The sequence below is a fragment of the Ensifer sp. EB106-05-01-XG146 genome (genome assembly GCF_058791875.1).
In genome coordinates, this window is record NZ_JBYTDX010000003.1 from 63,914 (window position 1) to 84,649 (window position 20,736).

Here is a 20,736-nt window from a genome sequence, read left to right on the forward strand (position 1 = left end):
CAAAGCCACTCTCAGTGGTAGCCGGCCCCGGCAATGTATTCGTACAGGTGCCGCTCCGTGCGCTGCGCCTCGTCGAGCCGGTGCTTGACCACGTCGCCGATGCTGACGACGCCGACAATGGCCTCCTCCTCAATGACCAGCACATGACGTGTCCGTCTCTGGGTCATGATCGACATCACCAGGGGCAGCCCATCGACAGCCGAACAGATCGCCACGTTGCGGTTCATGATCTCGGCGACCGGCATCAGCGCTGCCTCAGGCCCATATTCCGCAAGCGCATTGCAGCAATCCCGTTCCGAGACCGTGCCCATGTACCTTCCGGGCGCGTGGCTGACGACCACGAAGCCGATATTGTTGTCACGAAAGAGCCGCAGGATCTCCACCATCGCCTGGTCGGGAGCGACTGCGATCACTCCAGCACCCTTATCCTTCACGATTTCACCGACAAGCATCTGAGCCTCCTATCTGCGCGCCCCGGTTTGCTGCTCCTCACGTTCGCCGGATATTGCGCCACCAGTTGTATCCATGCGGTTCGCTCGTTTCGACCAGCACGTCCTCATCCGTATTCAGGCGTGCGGCGACGACACCACCGCCGGTCATTGCCTTTCCAGGTTTTTCGAGCAGATCGTCGCGTCCGATCACGAGGTCGCGTGACGAAAAACTCGAGAATTCGTACTGCTGGCCAAGTGCAATGGCGTCCGCAGGGCAGGCGTCCTCACACAGGCCGCAGAAAAGGCACCTGGCCGTGTCGATTTCGAATTTTGCTGGGTGTCGGTTGCCGTTTTCGTCCTCGTAGGGAACGACTTCGATGCAGTCGCAGGGGCAGATGCGAGCGCAAAGCTCGCACGCGACACACTTGATCTCGCCCTCTTCGTCGCGTTTGAGGAAGTGATGGCCGCGATAGCGCGAATAGGGGAGCCACTTCTCCTTGTCCGGATACTGCATGGTCACCGGCTTGGAGAACATATAGCCAAAGGTCAGCGTAAAGGCGCTCGCCAGGTCGGCAAAAAGCGCCCAGCCGATCCATGTTCCAGCTCTGTCGACTACGCGTGACATCGTCGCGCCGTTCTACAGCGGCGTGCGTCTATTCCAACGCGGGAGGGTCGCTGTAGTCCCTTCGATTGCTGCACGCATCTTCGTCAGATCGACACCGAACCTAGAAGGCGCGTGGACAAGCCGCCCTGGCTCCTAAGTGAAAGCAATACCAGTGATAATTATGTTCGCCATTGACAGAGGAAGCAAGACTTTCCATCCGATCGCCATCAGTTGGTCATATCGATAGCGGGGCAAAGTGAAACGGAACCACATAAAAACATAAATGAAGAATGCCACCTTGAGCGCAAACCAGAGAAGCGGCGGCAGCGGAATGAGAATACCGTTCCAGCCGCCAAAAAACAGGATGACGGAGAGGACCGATACCAGGAGCACGATGACGTATTCGCTGACCATGAAGAGCGCGAAACGAATACCGCTGTACTCGGTATGGAACCCGGCGCCGAGATCCCCTTCCGCTTCGGCCAGGTCGAAGGGAATGCGCTGCGCTTCGGCCAATCCCGCAACGAAGAAGACGAAGAACCCGATCGGTTGATAGACTATGTTCCAGAGATCGCTCTGGGCGCGCACGATGTCCACGAGGCTCATCGACTGTGCGAGCATCACGACGCCGATGACTGCGAAACCCATGGGGATTTCGTAGCTGATCATCTGTGCGCAGGTCCTCAGACTGCCGAGAACGGCGTATTTGCTGTTGGCGGCCCAGCCGCCGAAGATGACGCCATAGACCTCCAGACCGATCACCGCGAAGACGAAGAGCAGAGCCACATTGAGGTTGGAAACGTAGAGCGTGATCTCTGCATTGAGCACTGAGACGGTCTCGCCGAAGGGGATTGCGACAAAAACCACAAAGGGCGGAGCGAGCGCCAGGATCGGCGCCAGCTTGAATAGGAAGCGATCTGCCTCGGCAGGGATATGATCCTCTTTCGTCAGGAGCTTGATACCGTCAGCCACCGGCTGCAGCAGGCCGTGCCACCCCACGCGCATCGGACCCATGCGCTGCTGCATGTGACCGGCAATCTTTCGCTCCAGCCAGGTCAGCGGCAAAGGCAAGAGTAGAAGCATTGCGATGAGCAATGCGATCTTGAGGGCGATAAGGCCAAGGGCGACGAGAAGTTCCATGATCCGCGGCCATCTATTCGACAGGCAGAAACGTGACTGGGCCCGACCCGGCTTACCCGTTGAGCGGGTCCTTCCAGTTTTCTCCATTTTCTCACGAAACGGCGGCCGTGGACAGGCTGCCGTTTCCTATTCTGGGACGGTCAGGAGGTTGCCGTCGGTTTCTTTCCTAGTCACCGTCGATCGGCCTAATCATGAGGCAAACCGGCTTGGCAGGTTCGAATCCGTTCACATCAGGATCTTTGTCAATTGGTCATTCGAGTGGCATCGAATTTCTCCGTTTTGGCGGTCGCACGGTCTGAGCCCATAGTCTTACCGGCCCGTTCGCGGGCCTGTACAACCTCACATTCGGTCGCCGTCCGTAGCGGCTGCACCACTATCCCGTTTTCGACGGGCACGGGCTCAGGAGAACGGGACCAAACTCAAGATCGGCGTTTGAGAGCCAAAAGGATTCCCGGTCCGTCCACCTGGATCCGTCAGGACTGATCAGGCCCTGAGGATGAGTGTTCTGACGATAGTGTCTGCGTTTGCGTTCAGGCGCTTTTCATGATCGCGCCCTCTATTACGACACCGGAACTCACGTACTTCCACAGAGCAACCAGCAACTTGCGAGCCAGTGCTACAATCATCGGCGTTTTAAGGCGGCGGCTGTTGCGTGTGATGCGCTCTTTGAACCATATCGTTAGCGCCGACTTTGGTTGATGCCGCAGCCATAGCCAGGCGAGCTCGACCATTGTCGCTCGCAATCGCGGATTTCCCGCTTTCGATACGCCTTGCTCACGATTGACATTGCCGCTTTGCCAAGGCGGGGGGGCGAGGCCCGCGTAAGATGCGATTTGGCGTCGATTATCGAAGTGTCGGAACAGGCCTTCCGTGTAGAGTATCGTAGCGAACTCTGGACCAATTCCTCTGATGCCCAAAAGAGCGGTCGCTCCTGCCGGCGTTTCCGGCGTCTCGTGGGCGATTAAGGCATCTCGCTCTGCTTCTACATCCTTGATTTGTGCTAGCAGCAATTCGAGGCGATCAAGCTCTCTGCAAATCTCTGCCTTCAGGTGTTTTGACAGCGCACGGCCATCTCCAGTTCGAAGCGCGTCGAGACGCTGGCGACGGTCTCGATTTACCGGCTCGTACCCTCGTATTCCTTGCGTGAAGCGGCGCGATCGAGAGCTGGCGGGACCTGATGTCGGCCGCCGTGGTGGTTCGATCGATGCTCGGGGTCAGTCCGAGCGCCTACGAGGAGGCCTGCGGGATCCTTGGGGCGGAGAACGCGGCCGCTATCATGGCATGCATTCTCGAAAGGGCAGGGCACATCAATTCGGCCGGCGGTTATCTGCGCGATCTGACGCGAAAGGCCGAGCGGGGGGAGTTTTCACTCGGACCAATGCTGATGGCGCTGATGCGGCAATCACCGAGCCTCAAGGCTTCGTGAAAGCGCGAGGGCACGGGAATGATCAGGCCTTCGGTTGAACCAGCTCGTTCAGGAACTTCTCCAACTGCGCAATGCTACCCAGGACGTCGTCGAGAGCCGGCGGTCCGCCGAAGATCATTGCAGACATGCGTTGGTAGTCAGCTGCGAGTTTCTCGCGCATATCGGCCGTCGGCATCAATCGATAAGTGCCAGGTACAGCGCGGTCATAGCGATGGTCAGGTGCTCGAAACGTCAATTCCTTGTGCCGGCGGCTTGCCTCCGCGAGATCGCTCCTCGAGGCGGTCTTGGCACCGTAGTCGGCATGGTTCCATATCTGGTGAACATCGTAGTAATGTCGTGAGTAGCGGTTAAGATCTGGGACCTTGCGGGCCGGATCTGCGTCTACCCTCCGTTTCTCCGACATCTTCGTCATCGCGTGCAAAATGAGGACCTTTCCCAAAAAGTGCGCTCGGGCTTGACGGTCATCACGTTTGATACGGAAAGGTCGCTTTCCGCTGCGAACATCGAGGCCACATAAGGCACGATATGGCGTGGCTCAGCCGGGACCGGATCGGGACGAGCTCCACCTTCGATCCGCACCGCGGCCTCAACATAGCCGCCGCTGGTGTCGAAGACGCTTTTGTAGCCGACGACGAGAACGTCCGGCGCTTCTTTCTTTCGATATGCGTCGAAACCGAATGAGAGGGAGAAGTGCCCGGCGCGGTCGATCGACTTTTCTACGTCGGCAATTTCGGTTGAGAGCAGCTCCCTGAGAGGGTCGGAAATGTACTGCCGGGCGGCCTCATCGACCTGCTCCACCAGCACCTTCTGCTGCTGGTTTACGGACTTCAGCGCGGCAATGTCAGCTTCGAGAGGAACGTTAAGGTCGGCCTTGTAGATTCCGATGTCGATGTCTTCGGAAAAGCGTTGAATAAGTCCGTAAGCCTTGCTGAGGCTCGTGCCCCCCTTGAAGTAGAGTCGCGCCGAGCCCTCCGGACGACGATTGAAGAGGAAGTCGAGTACCCAACAGACATAGAGGACTTTCTCGGTGTTCTCTGCCCGCGTATCGAGGCCTGCTGCGGCCGCAGAAAAGAGCGCTCTTTGCTCATCGGGGCTCGACCGGAGGATCTCAAGGAAGGTTGGATTCATGTCGAGTCTCTGGTTCCTGCTCTGCTTTTCCATCTTCGTTTGGGGAGGGCAGTTCGGAGATGATGGAATTCACAACGGAATACATCCATGCGGGAAGAGCGTGAATGTTTTCTCGGAGATCCTGGATGATGAGTTGTCTGTGCGGACTTCGCGACAGGTACCGGACGATTCCAGCGATGGCGGTTTCAATATTTGGCCGGTCGTCTCGAAACCAGTTGAGAGCCTGTACGATGCGCATTGCGGGGCGGCCAGCCCAATAGGCCGTCTTGGCGGAGACGCGCTTGAAGTCGAGTGTGAAGATAACTGGCTTGGTTGCGTTTGGGTCGCCGGCATTGGCCTCAATCGTAATTGTTCTCGGGTAGGTGTCCGCGTAAATCGTAGACCTGGCGGGCACCGCCGTGGTCAAGCCGAGGTCATTTGCGGCAGTCATGCCGTCAACGAGCACCCGAAGCTTATCCCGTCGGGCGATGGCGTCGACGAAGGAGGAGCGTGGCGGAAAGACCATTTGCCCGGTCAACTTGCTCGTGCCTGGCTTGTCGTAAAGACCGCGGTAGGGCCGGCGAATTTCGCCGCGAAGCACCAGCCGCTGGAGCGCTTTTTCGACGGCGTTCGGCGTACCGATGTCCAGGAAGTCGGCTCGGGACCAGACGCCGGAAGGTGCAGCCTTTGCGATCCGGTCACGGATTCGTTTGAGGGTATCAGAGGTTGGGTCAGGCATCGTGCATCCGCTTTCTGACCAAAAAAAGTATACAAATTTTGGTCAGTATGCAAGCCGCACCGCTTACTGACCAGAAATTAGATACAAAATTTGGTCAGACCCAACTATTGGAACCGGAGCCACCGTGTATGCGGAATTTGATCTATGTTCAGGGTGTGAAGGTGCGTGACGAGAAGCAAGGCATTGAACTTGGGAAGCCATTCAGGCGCTGGCTTAATGGAAAGCTGGCTGTAAATGGCGCCGACACTGGCTACGAGCCCGTTTACTGGGGGAACGTTGCCGCCCACTTCCGCTGGGAACTGGACGCGTCAGCTTCGCTTTGTATGCGGCCCTCCGGCGGTTCTCGGCGGCAGCATCTACATCTTCGTCCCGCCATTGATCCACCAGCCCGCGGTCAAGAATTCTTCGACGACCCGCGGATCAAAGACGTGGAAGGTAATCTGCCTTGCCCGTCCTGCCAGTCGCACCGTCCGTGTCCCGACGCTGGGGAGGCGACCGTCCGCTAGCCACCGATGTCGCTCGCCTGGCTTGATTGTCAGGATGTCCTGTGTCTCGCGGGGAATCACGGGGAGGTTTTCGATGTCCTTCATCGCGGAGGAGACGATGCCCGATGCGGTGTCGAATTGGCTCTTGTCGTTCGCTGGCATTGTCAGCACGAGTTCACACGCCTCCAGAACGAGCGATTTCTTCGACGATAGGGGAAGTCGCGCCCGCATTTCCAACAGGATACCATGAGCGCGCGCGGATGACCCGAGTGTAGCCGCTGGCGGCAAGGTCCAACTCCTGAGGAGCTCGATTTCATTCTTTTGTTTCGGCATGCAGCTTAGATGGGTTTTCGTCCGACAAGTTCAACGTAGCAAAGGCCTTACCCCGAAATGACGTTATCAGGATGTTGCCGCGATCAGTTGTGCCGCACTGGCTACAAAGATGCGAACCAATCCGCATACGGGGTGTTTTCCATTAAATGCCTGTTGAAGTCCGGCTTACCGTCGTCCCACCCGACGGGACCTCTCTCGCCAAGGGCGATCTTGGCTTTGTCGACCCGGCTCCTTGCAACGATCGTCGCTACGCTATCGCCTCCCGTCGGGCGGACATGAGCTCCCTGACCAGTCGATCGCGCTCGTCTGCCGGGAGAGCTGGATCGCTTTTCCGCCAAAGACGGCCACGAACGACGAAGTACCTACCGTCGGGGGTGTCGGGGTAGTTTTGTCGGTCATGAGGCTTTCTCGTCATCTGAGCCTACGTTGCCAGGGCCATCCGCTTGATGTGTTGGTCTGCGCTTCTATGTGCTGTCGACAACAACGAGGGAGGATGGAATTTGATCGATCAGCTTGCCGCACTAGGAGTAACATTCGATGTCATTCCACATCTTGGCGCGCTCGTGGGCGCATATTTACTGTCGCTTCCTATCGGATGGGACCGGGAAAAGGGCGAAAGAAGCGCGGGGTTGCGCACATTCCCACTCGTCGCCATAGCGAGTTGCGGATTTATACAGGCCACCGAACGCTTGACCACGGGAAGCCCGGAAGCCACAGCCCGGATCGTCGAAGGGCTGATCACTGGCATGGGGTTCATCGGAGGCGGAGCTATCCTTGTTGTCAAAGCAAGCGTGCGTGGAACTGCGACAGCAGCGAGCCTTTGGGCGACAGGCGCGATCGGCACCTCCGTGGGTCTCGGCGCTTACGACGTAGCAATCGTGCTCTCAGTCATGACTTTCCTCACCCTTCGCCTCAATGCCAATCTCAAACCAGACGGCCCCGAGAACAAACCGGATTGAATTGCCTTCATCCGGAGCGACAACAATTATTGCTGCCCCGTTTTACCGCGACCGCACAGGGATTCTCTGGTTCTTCCGTACAAGCGCGCCGGCATGGCAGGGGCGAGCGACGATCGTTGGCATTTTATTAAGTTTGTTGGCAAAGAGTCCAATTCACGGGCGCCCTTTCTTCGTGGGGAGCGCGGTGAGAGCCAACGAGCTTCGGAGGCGAGAATGTATCAGCGCACCGTCCTAGTGGTAGACGATGAGCCGTTGATCCGGATGACATTGGGGGATTTCCTCGCAGACGAAGGATTTGCAGTGCTAGAGGCGTCGAATGTCCTGGAGGCTGTCGCGGTGCTGGGTCGGCATCGGATCGACGCGCTGATCACCGACGTGGACATGCCCGGCGCGTTGAACGGCTTTGATCTGGTGAAACTGGTTCACAGCTACACGGCAGGTGTCGCCGTGATCGTCACTTCGGGTGGCCATACCGCGGCTGAAATCGACGGACATCGCGTCTCCTTTCTGGCGAAGCCCTACCGGATGGATGCCATTCTGGAGGAACTGGAGAAGCGGATGCCACCATTCCTGCATTCAGCGACGGCCGTGAGCGGCTGACGAGCGTTTGCCAAGGCCTTGAAAGCGGGAAGCGATTGCAAGCTCTAGCCAGCGCTCACTCTTCTTTCGGAGCGGGGCTGGAAAGGTCGAGAGGTAGTTGAGAGCGAGGCCGGGGATACACAGGCCTGAACGCGTCGAGATGAACCCGAGTTTGCCGTTACACCCAACGCGGTCGGGCTGTAACTTTTCCTCTTTCCGTGCGTTTCCATCGACAACCAGGGAGGCACGCATGTCAAAGAGAGAACTGATCGATACCGGAACCGACAAGCGCTACGTCCGGCGGGACGAAGACGGCAAGTTCAAAGAATCAGTGGATGTGAGTCGATCCTTGTCCGCTGACAAACGCCAAAAGGCGAAACACGACGCAAAACCCGGGGAGGGCGACAAGGGCGATCATGAGTCCAAGTGAAAATCGCGACTTACAACGTCAACGGTGTCAACGGCCGCCTGGAAGTGCTGTTGAGTTGGCTTGAACGGGCCTCGCCTGACGTCGTGTGTTTACAGGAGTTGAAGGCCCCTGACGCCAAATTCCCCGCCAAAGCTATTGAGGCGGCAGGCTACGGTGCCATCTGGCACGGTCAGAAAGGTTGGAACGGGGTAGCAATCCTCGAAAAAGGTCGCGAACCGCTACTTATCCGTAGGGGACTTGCCGGAGACCCCGACGATTTGCATAGCCGCTACGTCGAAGCGGCTATCGACGGCATGGTGATTGGCTGTCTCTACTTGCCGAACGGCAATCCCTACCCAGGGCCAAAATTCGACTACAAGCTCGCCTGGTTCAAGCGCCTGGCGGAGTATGCTGACGAACTGCTCGCCCTGAAAGTCCCCGTCGTTCTTGCCGGCGACTACAACGTCATGCCTACCGAACTGGATGTCTACAAGCCCGAGCGATGGGTGGATGACGCGTTGTTCCGGGTAGAGGTTCGCGATGCATACCGGGAACTCGTCGAACGGGGGTGGACTGACGCACTTCGCCATCTGAACCCGGGGAAGCGGGTTTATACGTTCTGGGACTATTTCCGGAATGCATACGGCCGGGATGCAGGCTTGAGGATTGACCATTTCCTTCTCAGTCCCGGGGTTGCCGAAAGGCTCGTCAAGGCGGGCGTCGATAAGGACGTCCGAGGCTGGGAACACACCAGCGACCATGCCCCGGTTTGGATCGAACTCGCAGATGACATGCCGAAAAGAAGGAGGAGAAAATGACCAACCATACGCACTCCAGGGAATGGAAGGATGACCTCAGGCTGAAGCTGGAAGAACTCATTGATACGTTCGTAGTCGAAGGTGTCCGACAGGAAGACATCTTCGACGCCATCCGCGATCAGCTCCCAGGCCTCCGTGACGCGCTCGCGCGTGATCCCGATCCGGCTGAAGACAGTTCTTGCGGTATCCTCGACGAGCCGTCAAACGACTGGCCAAGTGCCATTTCAGGGAAAGATTGAGGCTATCGCGTCTTCGGGCTCCAGCAGAAAGCAGGATGAATGGACGCCTACATCGTTACGCTGACGGTCCTCGGCTTCGTTGTCCTCCTGACGGCGTGGTTGCCGATGGCGTTCCGGCGTCTTCCTCTCTCGCTCCCGATAGCCTGTCTCGCCATCGGCACGCTGTTGGCCTTGTCTCCCTTTCCCCTGCTGCCGCGCTTCAATCCTCTGGAAAATCGGGAGTTCACCGAACGGATGACCGAGATTGTCGTCATCGTCGCGTTGATGGGGGCGGGGCTGAAACTTGACCACCCTTCGGTTGGCAGCGCTGGGGGACAACCTGGCGTCTTCTAGGTTTAGCGATGCCTCTGACCATTGCCGCACTCGCTTTCCTCGGGTTTTGGATACTGGGTCTCGGCCTTGCGTCGGCGCTCCTGTTTGGAGCCTCGCTCGCGCCGACAGATCCCGTGCTCGCCAGCGACGTCCAGGTCGGACCGCCGCGGTCAGGAGAGGAGGACGAGGTTCGTTTCGCCCTGACGTCGGAGGCGGGCCTGAACGACGGGCTTGCATTTCCGTTCGTTCACCTTGCCGTTGCCATTGCACTGGCAGCGAAGGAGGGGACTGACGTCCTTGCACACTGGGCCGCGCTCGACGTCGCATGGCGGCTCGGTGCGGGCACCGCTTTAGGTTGGGGGCTGGGCAAACTGTTTGGAGTTCTTTCGTTTCGAATGCGTGGCGGCGGACTTGCGAAAACGCAGGACGGGTTTGTCGCTCTTGGCATGACGTTCGTTACTTACGGGCTTACCCAGCTCGTCGGCGGATACGGCTTTGTCGCCGTGTTTCTCGCGGCCGTGGCGTTCCGGGCGAGCGAGCGGGACAACGACTTCCACGAGCAGCTTCACGATTTCGCCGAACAAATTGAACGGTTGCTGATGATGGTACTTTTGGTATGCCTTGGATCGGTCGCCGTTAGCGGCAAGCTCTTGGCTGCCGTCGACTGGCGCGTAGGCGTCGTTGCGGTGCTCGCGCTCCTGTTGGTCCGACCTCTTATCGGCTGGCTGTGCCTGGTCGGGTCGGGGCATTCGCCAGGAGAAACCGCGGTGATCGCAGTCTTTGGGATCAGAGGCCTCGGATCGATCTACTACCTTGCCTACGCAACGGGACAGGCGGAGTTCGATGGATTCGAGACAATCTGGGCTACGGTAGTACTGATCGTGCTGGCTTCAATCGTGGTCCACGGCATAACCGTAACTCCGACGATGCGCTGGATCGACAGAAGAGGGCCTTCGTCCAGTGGGGAGCCGTCATGATGACGCCATGGGACACTTGCGCTATTGTCCGCCCTCGTCGGGCTCGCTGTCCTGTTAGCCGCCATCGCAATTTCACTGGACGCCGAAGCTTCGGCGTGGCCGCATCGGATCGCTTTGAAGTCGACTTCATCCGACAACCCGAACTCAACCGTCCAGTATGTCGAAAGCGTCGTGAGCTCGCGCGATGCAAACCGCAAGGCAGACCGTCCTCGTCATCTGGTGATCTTCTTTCACGGTATCGGAGCAAGAGGCACGCAGATGGGCGGTCTGGGCGGTTCCTGGAAGTCCACTCTACCCAACACGGTTTTCGCATACCCTGACGCGCCGTTTCCAACCAGATCGGGTGGTCGGCAATGGTTTGCCGTCGATAACGACGTCATGCGGCCGGAGCGTATCGCGGCGGCACGGCGGGCATTCGATGACCTCGTTTCCGAGATCGTTGAAAGGCAAGGCTTCGAGAACGATTTGAAGAACGTCGCATTCGTCGCCGTTTCCCAAGGCGCGATTATGGCTCTCGACAGCGTCGCCTCCGGTCGATGGAAGATTGGAGCACTCGTGAGTTTCGCGGGAATATTGCCGCTGCCCCCGACATCCTCTTCGAGAGCCACGCCGATCCTTCTAATGCATGGCGGGGCTGATAGGACAATTCCCCCCGCGGCCGGATTCGATGTCACGTATAAGCTCTTCCCGGAAGTCGGTCACACGATCTCCGCCGAGGAGGCCAAGGAGGCCGCTGACTTCCTGCGCGGCCGCTTCAGCCGATAACTTATCGGCGTCGGAGAGACGGAAGTCTGGCCGCGGCGGTTCCGAGATCAAGCCGTTCATGCGTGAGATCCTCCCGCCTCGCGCTCATAATCCAGGTCTCTGGTGAGCGGCCGCCTCTAGGGGGCGTTTCGTGGCGTGCCAGGCTAATCTGGCGTCGCTATGGCAGAATGGCTAGATGGAACCAGCGGAGCAGAACGAAGATCCCAAACTCAAGCGGAAATATCGCCCGCGGCGCTCCGCGCTCCGGGAATGTGCAGCCTCATGCGCTAACATTATCGATAGGATCTAACGGAATATTTCCGGTTTCGGCCCGTCATTTTCACTGCGTCTTCTCGGTCCCAGTCGGGGCCACCGATTGCGAATCGCCGCCGGTTCCGGATTCCGCCGTGGGATCGCGGTCCGTGGGCGCGGTCTGCTGGGCTTCCCCGGCGGGAGGGGTGTTGTCGATGACCTTCTGCTCGGTCGGTGTCACCCTGGCCTTCGTATCGGTCGTCGTGGCCTGGTTCGATCCGGTGGCGGCGTCGTTGTCGACAGCTTCGCCATAAAGCCCCGCAATAGCCCAGGCGATGACGGCAAGAACAAGACTGCCTATCAGCACCATCAACACTGGCCTCCCAAGCAAACCCTGCCGGGCTTGCACGGGCGTAGTCTCCACGACCTTCTGGGTCTCCACACTCGAAACTCTATCGCCGCGTTCGTCCTTGTAGGTGCTCATAGGATATTCCTCGCGCTCACCTGCCATAACCGCCGGCCCGGTTGAATGTTCCGTCCGCACGCTTCGCGTCACGTCCGCTGTAGAGCGCCCGATCCGCCCGGAAGCCAGGTATCACCCGGTGCGATGGAGCGAGCGGTCACCGACTGAGGGCGCTGTCTCTCCTTGCTGCAGCCGCTTGATTTCTAGTGACCTGATGACAATCTCAGCGCCTTTGCGCCGTGATCGGCGATCGCGTCTGCAAGGGCTGCGCACGGGCGACGGCCGTGCAGTCCCCACGCACATTAAGGCGCAAATCTCCCGAGAACTCGATCGTCTCGAGTTGGTGCTGGAGCAGGTCAAGGCAGTAGAGGCTGAACGGGATGCGCCTATCGCCGAGCAGACGACGAGTTTGCCGGCGCCGCTAAAGGCGCTCGTCGGCATCAGGGGCGTTGGCGCGGAGTTTGCGGCCGTCCTTCATTCTGAGGGCTTGTTCCGGCATTTTGACAACCGCCGTCAGGTTGCCGCCTACGCGGGGCTGGCGCCGTCACCTTGGCAGAGTGGTGCGATCAATCGGGAGCAGGGCGTCTCGAAGGCGGGTAATCCACGGCTGCGAACGGCGATGGTTGAGCTTGCCTGGTTATGGCTGCGCTATCAGCCGGACTCCAGGCTATCGTGCTGGTTTAAGGAGCGCGTGAAACAGAATAGCGGACGATTCAAGAAGACCATGATCGTGGCGCTCGCCCGCAAGCTACTGGTCGCTTTATGGAAGTATGTAAATGCCGGTATCGTCATCGACGGGGCAGTCCTAAAGCCCGCCGGCTGACGACAGTTCAACTGCAAAGCTCTTTCAATCCCCAGGGTCGGATCAGCCCTGACGGATCCAGGCGAACGGACCGTGAGTCTTCATGGCTTTACCAGCCGGGAACAAGGTTGGTCCCGTTCTCCTGAGCCCTTGCCCGCCGCAAGCGGGATCGTGGTGCAGCCGCCTGGAGCGGCGACCGTATGTGAGTTTGTACAGGCTCGCAGGTCGAGCCAGTAAAGCATCGGACTCAGACCTTGGATTCGAAACGAGGAGATCGATATGCCCCCTTGATCACCGTTGACGCCATACTCCTCATGTGAGGAGGACCCGACCGCATCAGGGGACGACATCATCGACATTGCCCGGTCGCTGGCGCGGCTGGGGAGGTAAGGGGGAGCCTGCTGGTCACACACCTCATGGTCGAGGCGCGTCACAAACTCACTCCAAAGAGACTGCGTATCCCAGCTCAGCCTCGATCCTATTGAGCTTCGCAAGCGAGCTATCCGAGATGCAGTCGACGGCGGCACTTGCGTCCTTCACATACTGCCGAATTAGTGGATTTTTGATACCTTTCTTAAGAGCCTGGGTTCGCAACAGCTTCACCGCAGCGTATCGTTCCAAAACGCTGTCTTGCAATGCCTCGTTGGTAGAATAGGAGCCGCCTTGGCACGAGCAGCTCTTACGTAAGTAGAATTTCTTCAGGCTGAGGCAGCTGATTTCCTCCCACGTAGCGGCGTAATTGGAGAAGGTCCTGCAGCACAGAAAGTTGCCTTCGAGCTTGCGCAGCCGCGAAGCGCAACTCCCGACATCTACCTGAGGTCCTTCACCCCATGTCGGCATCGACTGGTGCAATTCTCCGATGCGGGCATCAATTTCATTGATCGCCGCCGCAGTGTTCGCCCGACACTCTTTTATGGCGTCCTTGTTCTCCAGGGTTTCGGGCGCTACGAACGGGTTCCGCTCTTCGGAGTAGTCCGTTTGCTTTATCGTTCCGGATGGCGCGACTGGTTCGATAAGTTTGTTGAGGGCGCGGTGATAGGCGCTGAGCGCCTGGGTACTCACGTCGGCACTGTAGGTAATTTCGAACGCCTCGCGCGCGTATTCGTTCAGCTCCAGATCTTCGTCGACGTTGGATGAAGGTGCAGACGCCATCGGAACGAGTTCAACACCCTCCTCCTTTCCGCAGTAATAGAACCAGTATCTTAGCGTTTCTGATCCCTCATCAACGGTGACATCCCGATTGAGATAATTACCCGAACCGCATTCATCTCGCGCGTATTCCCAACGTGCGAAAAAGGTGACGCCCGGGAAGAGGGCTTCGATTTTCGTTCGCGCCCTTTCAAAGGCTTCGACGGACGCCAGCGCTGACACCGCCAACGCCCAGAGCAGAAGACTTGTCATTAAGCACAGCAGAGCGCTTTTCGGGTGCCGGATCAGTTTTGTGTCCATCTCTCGCTCATGCGTGTTCGCGCTAGCTGCTCGAGATCAGCCGGCAATCCGAGTTCCAAAGCATATCGGTAGGGCTCCCAGTCCCATATTGCCGATGACCGATTTGCCTCGCCGTAGTAGAACCATCCTTCCGCGGAAAGCGGGTTCAGCTTCAAGCCATACTGGAACTGAAATTGCGCCAAGGTGTCGTCGCCTTTCTGCAGGGATGAGAACGCTAGTGCCAACAGGCGTTGGGCCGCTTCTTGGCGATCAGCCCAGCCGCAAGGCGATACATCTCTGAGCGGGTTGCGTCCTTGGATTGGCTTAAGTTCGCGACAATAGCCGTCGCAGAAACGTACTGCCCAGAACTGGTCGCGCGCTATTGTCAGGGCTGTCCGCTCGTCGTCCCGATAGAAGCCAAGGTGAAGTTGGTCGTTTTCGATTTCGTATGTCGCAATAGCATAGGAGCTACCGGCCGGCAGGGTGATTTCCCCATCTGAAGTTGGGGCATTGAGAACCAAAGGAGCGTCGAGAGATATGGTGCTGGCCCCACTAACCGGGAAGCAACCTTTGAAGACCACGTGCTGTTGCTCGGATTGGACAGCCTGTCGGGCGCTGTCGCGCCAAAGTGCTTTTACAGGCTGCAACAGATCAGGTCGCAGGACCGCCGCTATGGCGATCTGTGTCGATAGGACGACGACCAGCACGCAGCAAACCTTCGCGGTTCGATCCATTCTTAGATCCCTCCGCCCGTATTTCCCGACGTGGTCAGCGACGTCGTCAAGTCCCGCCTTATCAAGATAGAATTTCTCGACGGGGAATGACGCTGATGAAACTGTCTGGATCCTCCGGCAATAAACCTCGCTTAACCAAACTCGCCTGGCCTTTGCGTATCGTTGATAGTGCATACCGGTAAGCTGCGGGAAATACAGGCACCGCGTTGTGCTCCCTAATGTACTCGGCAACCCCCTCAAGACCCTCTTCGTCATCTAGAATTTGGTCCGACATGCAGAGAGAGTCGGCCAGTTCCGTCTCCCCATGGGGTGTGTGCCCGCATGCAGGGCACTTCGTCCAGCAGCCCGATTTCTGTTCGCCGCATTTAATACATACCGCGCGCGTCATTCCCACCCCCTAAGCTGTCTGCTGACTCTTGAATGGCAATTGCTGCGTCCCGCACCTTCGCAATCGGTGGCCGGAGGCTTGATTTCAGCCAGAGCAATTAAGTCGCCGCTTTTCCCGTGCGATTTGTTCAGTGGTAAGCCCTTGATGCTGCCACCTAAGCTGATCTTTCAGCTTGCACCCCCGCGGCAAGGCGGAGAATACTGGTGGAGTGCCCCCCATTTCGCCGGACAAGTCAGCTATTGAGACAATGCTTTGATGAATTCCCTTGGGGATGCCATTTTCAGCGCTGAATGCGGATGGATTTCGTTGTAATCCTCGATCCATCCATCGATGTTCCGGAGCGCTGTGTCGGCGTCGGGAATGGGTGAGATGCGTATGTAGTCGCGTTTCAGGGTTTTGACGAAAGCCTCCGACATACCGTTTGATTGAGGGCTGGCGACCGGCGTGAAGCAAGGGACCAGATTGAGGGCCTGAGCAAACAGCCTGGTTTCCTTTGCTGTGTAGGCGCTGCCGTTATCGGACAGATGTTCGATGGCATGTGGGGCACGCGTGCCACCGAAGCGTTTCTCGACTGCTTCCAACATCATATCGCGGACGTCAGAACCGGAGATCCCGGCATTGGCGACGGCCGCCCACGAGATGATCTCTCGATCAAACGCGTCGATGATGAAAGCAAGGCGGACCACCTCGCCATTCCAGCAGGTGAACTCCAGGCCATCGGAGCACCAACGAAGGTTCGACCGCATCACCATGACCTTGCCGTCGTGGACGCGGCCCTTGCGCACGGCGGTGTGCTTCTCAAGGATCATGGCGTGGTTGGCCATGATGCGGTGGACCCGCTTGCGGTTGACGACCGGCTGATCGGCGGCCCGCCGCTGCCTGTTGAGAAGGGCAGCGATCCGCCGATAGCCATAAGTTGGCCTGGCATCCACCAGCTTGCGAATGGCAGGCAGCAGCTCGGCATCGTCCGCTTTGAGGTAGGGTCCGCGAGGCTTGGACTTGCCCTTCAGACGTTCGGAGAGATTAGAACGCGACACGTGTAAGGCCTCCGCCACCGCCTTCATCGGGAACCGCCCTTCGGCAACAATATCGGCCGCGATATCGGTTTTTTTGACTGGGCTTTGGAAAGGGCTTCGCGAAGAATCTCGTTCTCCAGCGTCTTGCGTCCGAGAATGCGCTCAAGCTCGCGCACTCGATCTTCCAGCTTCTTCACCTCAGAATTGCCGATTACCGGCTCGTCGGAGTCAACCGCCACCGCACCTCCCTCGCTCAAGAGCCGACGCCAGCGATAGAGAAGGTTTGGCGCAACTCCATGCCGCCGAGCCGCAGAGGAAACCGTCTCCCCTGGGGCATAGCTCTCCTCGATGATCTGCAGTTTGCGTTCCGTTGTCCAGCGCCGCCGCCGGACGTCACCGATCATCAGGTCAACCTGTCGAAACTCGTTAGACATAAGCCTATCATCAAGCCTGTGCTTGAGCCTTCCTGCTTATGCTGAGTGTCCGGTCGAAAGTGGGGGCAGTTCAACTGGCTTGCAGCCGACCTTCTCAACGCTTTCTTTAGCGAATTTGGTTTGGTCCGGATGCTCTTTGATCATTTTAAGCGCCCAGTTGTTTATGTCCTTGCACTGCTGTGCTGTTGGGTTCTTGTTTGACTGAACGGGTGCCGCGATCTTGTTTCTAGTGTTGGCAGATTTTTGGCGTCGAGCACATTGATCGGCAGTGCCACCGTCCCTCGTTATCTTCGTGATCGCGGCGTTTACCTGCGTCAGCTTTCTTTGGTCGCCGATGCTCCGATAAGCTGAGGCTGCTCTCTGAAGCTGGTCCGCAGCAGCCATCTGATCCGCATAGGTGCAGATCTTTGCCATTTCCTGGGCAAGTTCGATCGCCTGAAGCGCATCCTTGCGATAATCCCTCTCGGACGTTCGCGGCTCCTGGCGATAGCGTATGATCTTGACTGCGTTCCATGTGCATGGCTGGCTCCAGGTCGATTGGCTGTATTGACCCGACATGGAGTTGCCGTCCGCTGAGATCGTCCCCGTGTAGTTGACCGAGTTCAGGAAGTTCGACGTGCTGAACTGAACGCTCGCCCCTGAAATCCTGCCGCCCGTGATCTTGCCGTTTATGCTGCCCTGGAAGTCACCGCTCTCGTCAATGTTGAACAGGTAGCTCCCGCTGCCGTAGCTGCATTGCACTTTCATCGACCATTGTCCGAATGGATCACCTGCTAAAACAGATGTCGGGATAATCAGCAACGCTAAAGCCGAAATCGTTCGTTTCCTTTTCTCTCCTGTAGTCGAAGCCTCGATTCTGGACTCTACCGTTGGCTTAGCAGGATGGGCGTCGGCCAAGGGTCGATCAGATGCCTAGGGAACATGTGGACCCCATCTGGCTCTGGAGCGAAACTACCGACCGGCACAAGATGCGACGACTCCCAAATGGGGCTAAGATGAAGAGGCTTACCGTGGCGCTGGTTGCGCTCCCGCATTCTCGGATCCACGGATGTCAGGGCAGAGGCGTAGGAACAAATCTTCCTAGGATTCCGTCGTCGCGTATAGGATTGACTACAAGAATTCTCTAACATGCGTATCATCGCGGTTGCAGTCGAAGAAGTCGACCCGCGGGAGGGGAAGGGTAGGGAGAACGCAAGAGGGGCATGGGGCAACGGCCAATTCGCCACTACGACGAAGAGCGAGTGATCGCCATCACCGAAGAGGTCGGTGCTGCGATCGATGCGGCTGCACTTGGCAGCGGGGGTTGGGACGAGGTGCCGGCGGCGCTGAGCAAAGCATTCCCAGGCTCCTTCGGAGGCCTGTGGAACATGAACTTTGCCGAGAGCAGGCTCAATTTCCAGAGTTGGGCTAACGTCGATCCCGTATTCGCCAGATCCTATGCCGAGCATTTCGCCTATGTGAATCCCTGGTCGGCCTATTGGAATATGGCCAAGAGTGGTCTCGTCGCCCTCTCTGAAGAGGTATCGCCCGCGCGGCTGTTCGCGAAGACGGAATTCTATAACGACTGGTTGCGCCCTCAGCGAGATGCGGAGGCTGCGGTTGGTCTAAAGCTTGTCGGAAATCGCGGCGAGGCCATCCTGTTCGTGATGCACTTCCCGCTTCACCTTTCCGAGGAGTACGGCCGTGCGGCGGCTCAGGTCTTGAGGCAGGTTCGGAGCGGCCTGGAGCGTTCCATCAGCCTCGCTGGCGCTATTCAGGCGCGGCTTGAAGACGCAACGACCGCCGCGGCGCTCGTAGAGCGCGGCCGTTGCGCAGCCTTCGTGATCGAAGGCAATCGACAGGTGCGCGAAGCAAACGCGTTGGCTGAGCATTTGTTTTCGTCGTCGCGCGCGGTGATTGTCCGCAACAACCGGTGTTTCATCGCGGATAGCGAGGCGGACGCCCATTTCGGCTCCACGCTGGAAAAACTCTCGCGCGGCATGACGACTGAGGGGGCGAACCTGTTTTTCCGCACTCTCTCCGGAGCATGGCAAGTAACGATGACTGCTCTTCCTGCGGTAGCGACGTCCACCAACTCGCCATTGCTCCTACCTCCTCGCCGGCTTGTTCTGATCCTCGCCACCGAGCTGCTGCCGACTGCGGACGCCACCAATTTGTCAACGTTGAAAGCCCTGGCGGGCCTAACACCGGCCGAAATCGCGTTCTGCCGGCGGCTACTGCTCGGCGAGTCCGTGGCAGACGCGGCGGAACAGCTCGGCATTACCATCGAAACCGCGAGGACGCGGCTGAAATCGATTTTCCAGAAAACGCAGACGTCGCGGCAAGGCCAGTTGATGCTGCTACTATCGAGATTGCGGTAGGTGGGACGGCATCCGTTCCTCAATCGAATGGGAGGCGGGGGCGGGTGCACGGCCCGCAGGTGAGTGGAGGTACGCTCCCGATCGCTGCTGCGAGGGTTGCTTTTGCCTCAGTTCCGTCCAAACAGGTCCGGAACGCCCAGTTCCTCAGAATATGGGGGTGGCGGCGCGTTCCCGGCGCAGACCGACGGCTTTAGAGATCTCGATTGTGTAGTGTGAACGACCGAAATGGGGCGCAATGCTGTCGTTTGCAGACCTAACCGTGGACGCGTGGACGCGCCGGACAGAACTGTGCTTCCAGAGCCCTGCAGGCCTTGTTGCGGGTTTCAGAAAGTACGGGACAAGGATTTCAGTAAGTCGCGGACATGACTGTCCCGAGTTACCGAAATCCGCACCTTGTTGCTGTGATGTTCACCCTTTGGGCCAAAATGATTGCATAATGTATCGACTGAAACAGCGCGCTGCGGCGATTGGCCAGCCTTAGCTGATCTTCCGAGGACGCCCGCACTTCGCGCCGTTGGCCCGGCTTGTCTCGATCGGGCAGGCACCAATGGGGCCATCAGGCTGGGTTGCGCGTGGAAATCAACAGTGGCCCCTCATTTTTCGGGCATAGAGCGCATCCAAGGATCGCTCAGCCGTCAGGTTGCGCGCCAGGACGTCTATTAAAAGAGCTCCGAGCCACCAATAGCACGGCTGATCGTTCTGTTCAGGCACTCTCAGTGGCTCAAAGGCTAGAACCGGACCACTGCTCCGATTATCGGGCCGTGCTCGATGACGTCGAACGTGAAGCCGTCGCCCCTGTAATCCACGCCGACTGCCCGATATCCTCCGGCGATCGACAGAGACTGCGTCCACTGGTAGCCGATTGCTCCAAGCACATCCCAGCTGAAGTCGGACGCCGCGCCAAAGCCGCCGATCAAGGCCCACCCGGTCAAATGCCACGATGGTGAAAGGTCGGCCCGTCCCTTTACGCCGAGCATAGGATCGACCCAGGTTTGCGCGTCACTGCCGCTGAAAGCTGCAAGCGTTGGTCCGCCCGCTGACAAGGCGAGGTCTAGTTCGTTGTCGACGCTCCAGAGGCGAGCGCCGGCCATCAAGTCGAGGGTCGCCGTCGGCTCCGCGAGCACGCGATACTCGCCCATGAGGGTTGCCGTCATGCTGGTGGTTTCCAGTGAACCTGACAGGCTAACAGGGACGCCCGCGATTGTGCGCGTGAGCGCCTTGTCTACCTGGATGTCGAGGTAAATCAAGTCGGCAAACACGCCCCATGTCCCGTTGTGGGCCTCCCCGACTATCATGCCGCCGAAACGAAGATTGTCGAAAAGGTCGCTAAACGGGACGTCAGCATCGAAGGGTTGACGACCGCGAACTCCGACGTCGCCTCTCAGACTGGCTCCCCAAAAATAGGGAGCGATACTGAAGGTCCATCCGGCATCATCGGAGACCACGCCGGGTAAAGAGCTCTGCTCGTTTACGTCTGCGGCTCCGACAGGCGAACCAACCAGCAAACTCGCAGTCAGTGCGACTGTCCACGTGAGGCATTTGTAGCAGCGCATCCGG

Annotated in this window: 19 protein-coding genes and 6 pseudogenes; 11 read left to right on the forward strand and 14 right to left on the reverse strand. The window is 58.4% G+C overall.

Going from position 1 to position 20,736, the window contains the following annotated elements:
- Positions 1 to 11: 11 nt before the first annotated feature.
- The 4 genes and pseudogenes from AC3WVQ_RS28820 to AC3WVQ_RS28835 form a co-directional block, all read right to left on the reverse strand.
- The gene (locus AC3WVQ_RS28820) at positions 12 to 452 is read right to left on the reverse strand and encodes a CBS domain-containing protein (RefSeq protein WP_034796770.1); all 441 of its coding nucleotides are present in this window, start codon (positions 450 to 452) and stop codon (positions 12 to 14) included.
- Positions 453 to 489: 37 nt separating this feature from the next.
- Entirely contained in the window at positions 490 to 1,056 is a 567-nt protein-coding gene (locus AC3WVQ_RS28825) for an NADH-quinone oxidoreductase subunit I (protein WP_110819590.1), read from the reverse strand.
- 132 nt (positions 1,057 to 1,188) lie between these two features.
- Positions 1,189 to 2,175, reverse strand: a complete 987-nt coding sequence (nuoH, locus tag AC3WVQ_RS28830; RefSeq protein WP_034796768.1) for an NADH-quinone oxidoreductase subunit NuoH — start codon at positions 2,173 to 2,175, stop codon at positions 1,189 to 1,191.
- Between the two features lie 530 nt (positions 2,176 to 2,705).
- Positions 2,706 to 3,323 (reverse strand): annotated as a pseudogene (locus tag AC3WVQ_RS28835) (transposase); the annotation flags it as partial.
- Between the two features lie 2 nt (positions 3,324 to 3,325).
- On the opposite strand from AC3WVQ_RS28835, the pseudogene repC reads away from it, so the two are divergent.
- A pseudogene (gene repC / locus AC3WVQ_RS28840) lies at positions 3,326 to 3,601 on the forward strand (replication initiation protein RepC); the annotation flags it as partial.
- Positions 3,602 to 3,623: 22 nt separating this feature from the next.
- Here the strand turns inward: repC and AC3WVQ_RS28845 are convergent.
- The 4 genes and pseudogenes from AC3WVQ_RS28845 to AC3WVQ_RS28860 all read right to left on the reverse strand — a co-directional run bounded on the left by AC3WVQ_RS28845 (position 3,624) and on the right by AC3WVQ_RS28860 (position 6,680).
- A pseudogene (locus tag AC3WVQ_RS28845) lies at positions 3,624 to 4,729 on the reverse strand (nucleotidyl transferase AbiEii/AbiGii toxin family protein).
- Positions 4,710 to 5,447, reverse strand: a complete 738-nt coding sequence (locus tag AC3WVQ_RS28850; RefSeq protein ID WP_113135620.1) for a type IV toxin-antitoxin system AbiEi family antitoxin domain-containing protein — start codon at positions 5,445 to 5,447, stop codon at positions 4,710 to 4,712. The pseudogene AC3WVQ_RS28845 and the gene AC3WVQ_RS28850 overlap by 20 nt, the downstream one beginning before the upstream one ends.
- Positions 5,448 to 5,660: 213 nt before the next feature.
- Positions 5,661 to 6,265 (reverse strand): annotated as a pseudogene (locus AC3WVQ_RS28855) (hypothetical protein).
- Positions 6,266 to 6,366: 101 nt separating this feature from the next.
- A pseudogene (locus AC3WVQ_RS28860) lies at positions 6,367 to 6,680 on the reverse strand (hypothetical protein).
- Between the two features lie 85 nt (positions 6,681 to 6,765).
- Here AC3WVQ_RS28860 and AC3WVQ_RS28865 point away from each other — a divergent pair.
- The 8 genes from AC3WVQ_RS28865 to AC3WVQ_RS28900 all read left to right on the forward strand — a co-directional run bounded on the left by AC3WVQ_RS28865 (position 6,766) and on the right by AC3WVQ_RS28900 (position 11,323).
- A complete protein-coding gene (locus tag AC3WVQ_RS28865) occupies positions 6,766 to 7,224 on the forward strand; it encodes an MgtC/SapB family protein (RefSeq protein ID WP_060645007.1) in 459 nt (152 codons plus the stop codon).
- 213 nt (positions 7,225 to 7,437) lie between these two features.
- Complete coding sequence (locus AC3WVQ_RS28870) at positions 7,438 to 7,824, forward strand: response regulator (protein WP_113135621.1); 387 nt, start codon at positions 7,438 to 7,440, stop codon at positions 7,822 to 7,824.
- A 229-nt stretch (positions 7,825 to 8,053) separates the two neighbouring features.
- Positions 8,054 to 8,233 (forward strand): hypothetical protein, encoded by a 180-nt coding sequence (locus AC3WVQ_RS28875; RefSeq protein ID WP_060644967.1) that lies wholly within the window; start codon positions 8,054 to 8,056, stop codon positions 8,231 to 8,233.
- The gene (xth, locus tag AC3WVQ_RS28880; RefSeq protein ID WP_492383347.1) at positions 8,230 to 9,030 is read left to right on the forward strand and encodes an exodeoxyribonuclease III; all 801 of its coding nucleotides are present in this window, start codon (positions 8,230 to 8,232) and stop codon (positions 9,028 to 9,030) included. The genes AC3WVQ_RS28875 and xth overlap by 4 nt, the downstream gene beginning before the upstream one ends.
- The gene (locus tag AC3WVQ_RS28885) at positions 9,027 to 9,269 is read left to right on the forward strand and encodes a hypothetical protein (protein ID WP_060644969.1); all 243 of its coding nucleotides are present in this window, start codon (positions 9,027 to 9,029) and stop codon (positions 9,267 to 9,269) included. Before xth ends, AC3WVQ_RS28885 begins: the two co-directional genes overlap by 4 nt.
- A gap of 39 nt (positions 9,270 to 9,308) precedes the next feature.
- The gene (locus AC3WVQ_RS28890; protein ID WP_492383348.1) at positions 9,309 to 9,602 is read left to right on the forward strand and encodes a hypothetical protein; all 294 of its coding nucleotides are present in this window, start codon (positions 9,309 to 9,311) and stop codon (positions 9,600 to 9,602) included.
- Positions 9,603 to 9,610: 8 nt separating this feature from the next.
- Positions 9,611 to 10,558 (forward strand): cation:proton antiporter, encoded by a 948-nt coding sequence (locus AC3WVQ_RS28895; RefSeq protein ID WP_492383349.1) that lies wholly within the window; start codon positions 9,611 to 9,613, stop codon positions 10,556 to 10,558.
- Positions 10,559 to 10,582: 24 nt separating this feature from the next.
- Complete coding sequence (locus AC3WVQ_RS28900) at positions 10,583 to 11,323, forward strand: alpha/beta hydrolase (protein WP_492383350.1); 741 nt, start codon at positions 10,583 to 10,585, stop codon at positions 11,321 to 11,323.
- A 319-nt stretch (positions 11,324 to 11,642) separates the two neighbouring features.
- Here the strand turns inward: AC3WVQ_RS28900 and AC3WVQ_RS28905 are convergent, their stop codons facing one another.
- Entirely contained in the window at positions 11,643 to 12,038 is a 396-nt protein-coding gene (locus AC3WVQ_RS28905) for a hypothetical protein (RefSeq protein WP_063979551.1), read from the reverse strand.
- 208 nt (positions 12,039 to 12,246) lie between these two features.
- On the opposite strand from AC3WVQ_RS28905, the pseudogene AC3WVQ_RS28910 reads away from it, so the two are divergent.
- Positions 12,247 to 12,840: pseudogene (locus AC3WVQ_RS28910) on the forward strand (transposase); the annotation flags it as partial.
- Positions 12,841 to 13,257: 417 nt separating this feature from the next.
- On the opposite strand, the gene AC3WVQ_RS28915 reads toward AC3WVQ_RS28910, so the two are convergent.
- The 4 genes from AC3WVQ_RS28915 to AC3WVQ_RS28930 form a co-directional block, all read right to left on the reverse strand.
- Positions 13,258 to 14,268: a hypothetical protein gene (locus tag AC3WVQ_RS28915; RefSeq protein WP_492383351.1), complete on the reverse strand. Its 1,011-nt coding sequence runs from the start codon at positions 14,266 to 14,268 to the stop codon at positions 13,258 to 13,260.
- Positions 14,253 to 14,981 carry a hypothetical protein gene (locus AC3WVQ_RS28920; protein ID WP_492383352.1) on the reverse strand — a complete coding sequence of 243 codons (729 nt, stop codon included), beginning with the start codon at positions 14,979 to 14,981 and terminating at the stop codon, positions 14,253 to 14,255. The genes AC3WVQ_RS28915 and AC3WVQ_RS28920 overlap by 16 nt, the downstream gene beginning before the upstream one ends.
- A 624-nt stretch (positions 14,982 to 15,605) precedes the next feature.
- A protein-coding gene (locus AC3WVQ_RS28925; RefSeq protein ID WP_112977463.1) for an IS3 family transposase occupies positions 15,606 to 16,819 on the reverse strand; the annotation gives its coding sequence in 2 pieces (ribosomal slippage) (positions 15,606 to 16,483 and positions 16,483 to 16,819; 1,215 coding nt in all).
- Between the two features lie 36 nt (positions 16,820 to 16,855).
- Positions 16,856 to 17,716 (reverse strand): hypothetical protein, encoded by an 861-nt coding sequence (locus tag AC3WVQ_RS28930; protein ID WP_492383353.1) that lies wholly within the window; start codon positions 17,714 to 17,716, stop codon positions 16,856 to 16,858.
- A gap of 344 nt (positions 17,717 to 18,060) precedes the next feature.
- Here AC3WVQ_RS28930 and AC3WVQ_RS28935 point away from each other — a divergent pair, with 344 nt between their 5' ends.
- Positions 18,061 to 19,179, forward strand: a complete 1,119-nt coding sequence (locus AC3WVQ_RS28935; protein WP_492383354.1) for a helix-turn-helix transcriptional regulator — start codon at positions 18,061 to 18,063, stop codon at positions 19,177 to 19,179.
- A 728-nt stretch (positions 19,180 to 19,907) separates the two neighbouring features.
- Here the strand turns inward: AC3WVQ_RS28935 and AC3WVQ_RS28940 are convergent.
- Positions 19,908 to 20,732, reverse strand: a complete 825-nt coding sequence (locus tag AC3WVQ_RS28940; protein ID WP_250807621.1) for a hypothetical protein — start codon at positions 20,730 to 20,732, stop codon at positions 19,908 to 19,910.
- Between the last annotated feature and the right edge of the window lie 4 nt (positions 20,733 to 20,736).